This window comes from Henriciella sp. (assembly GCF_029936995.1).
Lineage (GTDB): Bacteria > Pseudomonadota > Alphaproteobacteria > Caulobacterales > Hyphomonadaceae > Henriciella.
Window position 1 is genome coordinate 1 of the sequence record NZ_JAPYRE010000018.1, and the last position, 2337, is coordinate 2337.

The 2337-nt window shown below is 63.2% G+C and carries 3 protein-coding genes; all 3 read right to left on the minus strand.

Annotated elements, in window-relative coordinates:
* The coding region (locus Q1K31_RS16590) for an IS66 family transposase (RefSeq protein WP_300382056.1) at window positions 1-1405 on the minus strand (1405 nt) is incomplete at its 3' end.
* Between the two features lie 41 nt (window positions 1406-1446).
* The gene (gene tnpB / locus Q1K31_RS16595; protein ID WP_074840450.1) at window positions 1447-1815 is read right to left on the minus strand and encodes an IS66 family insertion sequence element accessory protein TnpB; all 369 of its coding nucleotides are present in this window, start codon (window positions 1813-1815) and stop codon (window positions 1447-1449) included.
* Window positions 1812-2192: a transposase gene (locus tag Q1K31_RS16600; RefSeq protein WP_074840452.1), complete on the minus strand. Its 381-nt coding sequence runs from the start codon at window positions 2190-2192 to the stop codon at window positions 1812-1814. The genes tnpB and Q1K31_RS16600 overlap by 4 nt, the downstream gene beginning before the upstream one ends.
* Window positions 2193-2337 lie beyond the last annotated feature (145 nt).

A 2337-nucleotide genomic window follows, 5' to 3' on the forward strand; every position in this document is an offset into this window, starting at 1 on the left:
TGCGGGCGGTCTCGATCAGGGTGTAGGCGACCGCGGCGGCCTTGCCGCCACCTTCCGAGCCCATGAAGAGATAATTCTTCCTTCCGAGAGTCAGCGGCCTGATTGATCGCTCACAGATGTTGTTGTCCAGTTCGAGCTGGCCGTCTTCGAGATAGGCCCGCGCCTTCGGCATGCGGCCGAGGGCGTAACGAATGGCCTCGGCCAGTTTGGTTTTCCCCGAGATTTTCGGCAGTTGGCTCTTCAGCCAGTCTTCCAGGTCGTCGAAGATCGGTTTGGCCTTGGCCTGTCGCAGCGCGACGCGTTCCGCGGGCGGCCTGTAGCGCGCTTCCTTTTCGACGGCATAGAGCCTGGCGATGCGTTCGATGGTCTCCTTGGCGATGGTGGACCCGGTGCGCTCGAAGACATCCACGAACTTGCGGCGAACGTGGACCATGCAGGCCTGCTCGGTCGCCAGTCCTTCACCGAACAGCCCGTTGAAGCCGGTAAACCCGTCGGCGTGCACGATGCCCTTGTAGCTCTTGAGATGCGCAGCAGGATGTTTGCCCTTGCGGTCTACACTGAACTGATACCAGGCGCAGGGCGGGGCCTGGCCGCACCATGGCCGTTCATCCCGGACATAGCTCCACATCCGCGCGGTCTGGGCGGTGCCCGTTTTCTTGCCGGTCTGCAACTTCACCGGGGTGTCATCGGCGAAGAGCGCGGGCCCGGCACGCACGACCTTGCCGATATGCTCGGCCAGCGGCGCGAGCAGAGCCGTCGCGCGACCGACCCAGTCGCACAGGGTGGAACGGTGCAGATCCACCTTCTCTCGGGCATAGATTTCGGACTGTCGATAGAGCGGAACGTGGTCGCAGTACTTGCCGACCAGAACGTGCGCGAGCAGGCCCGGACCGGCGCGACCACGCGTGATGGGGCGGCTCGGGAGAGGCACCTGTGCAAAGGCATCGCAACATGAACACGCCATGCGCGGGCGGACGATTTCGCGGACGACGAAGCGGCCGGGAATGTATTCCAGTTCCTGGGTCACGTCTTCGCCCAGCGGGCGCAACGACCCGCCGCAATCGGTGCAGGTCTTGCCCGGGGACAGAACCTCGGACTGGCGCTCCAGATGCTCGGGCAGAGGGGCGCGGCTGTGTTTGCGCCTTTCCGGCTTTTCGTCGGTCGGACCGGTGTCGTCCTGCTGGGCGTGCGCGGACTGTCCGATCTCGCGATCCTCGTGCAGATCGAGCGCCAGCTGATCCGCCGTTTCGGATTTCGAGCCGAACCGCGCCTTGCGATGACCTGCAAGCTGATGCTCGAGTTTCTCGATCTTCAGCGCTTGCGACTTCGCCAGATCGAGCAGCCCCTGCGCCGCATGGCGCAGTTCCTCGGGATCAGCAGGCAGGGCTTTGAACGACTTCAGCATTGCCGGATTCATACCATCCGGCGACAGGGAAGTGAAGACTACTACGCTGTATTCGCTTGCAAATTTCCTGTCGTGAGCGGGCGCCAGGTCTTGTGCTGGATGCGCCAGTCAATCCCTTCCAGAAGCATCGACATCTGCGAGGGGCTGAGAGATATCTTGCCGTCCTGGGCAGCCGGCCAAACGAAGCGCCCGCGCTCCAGGCGTTTCGAGAACAGGCAGGCTCCCTGCGCGTCCCACCAGATTACCTTCAAAAGATCGCCCCGACGTCCCCGGAAAACGAACAGATGCCCCGAGTACGGGTCTTCTTCCAGAACCTTTTCGGCCTGTGCCGCCAGCGTGTTGAACCCGCGCCGCATGTCGGTCACGCCCGCAGCCAGCCAAATCCGCGTGTTGCTCGGCACCGGGATCATGCCATCAGCCCCTGCACCAAGCTAACGATCGCGGACAGCGCGGTTGGCCCTTCGACCATGATCCGCCGACCATCCGACAGCGTGATGTCGATCCGCTGCGCCATGGCAGAACCCGGGGAAGCGACCACCTCCGGCTTGTGATCGATCGAGGCGCCATCGATCTCGACCGGAAGGAACACGGTGTCGGTCTCCGCCTCGTCCAGCGCGGCAGGCGCAAACCTCGGATCGCGCAACCAGGTGAAGATCAAGTTGGCGTTCATCGCGTACCGCCGCGCCACCTGTGCGACCGAAACCCCGGGCGCCCGCGTCTGCGCGCAGATCGATCTCTTCTCTTCATCCGACCAGAACCGCTTCTTCTGCCCTTTCTTGCTCGCCATAGAGTGCCTCAGAATGTCCATCATCGAGAATGGACACTATCAGCCGCGGATTCCCTACATCAGAGCAGTCAGACCGGACGCATACATCCCAGATGAAGGTGGCGGTGTGGACCGGGCGATGCAGCAGTCGCGTGCAGAGGCGACG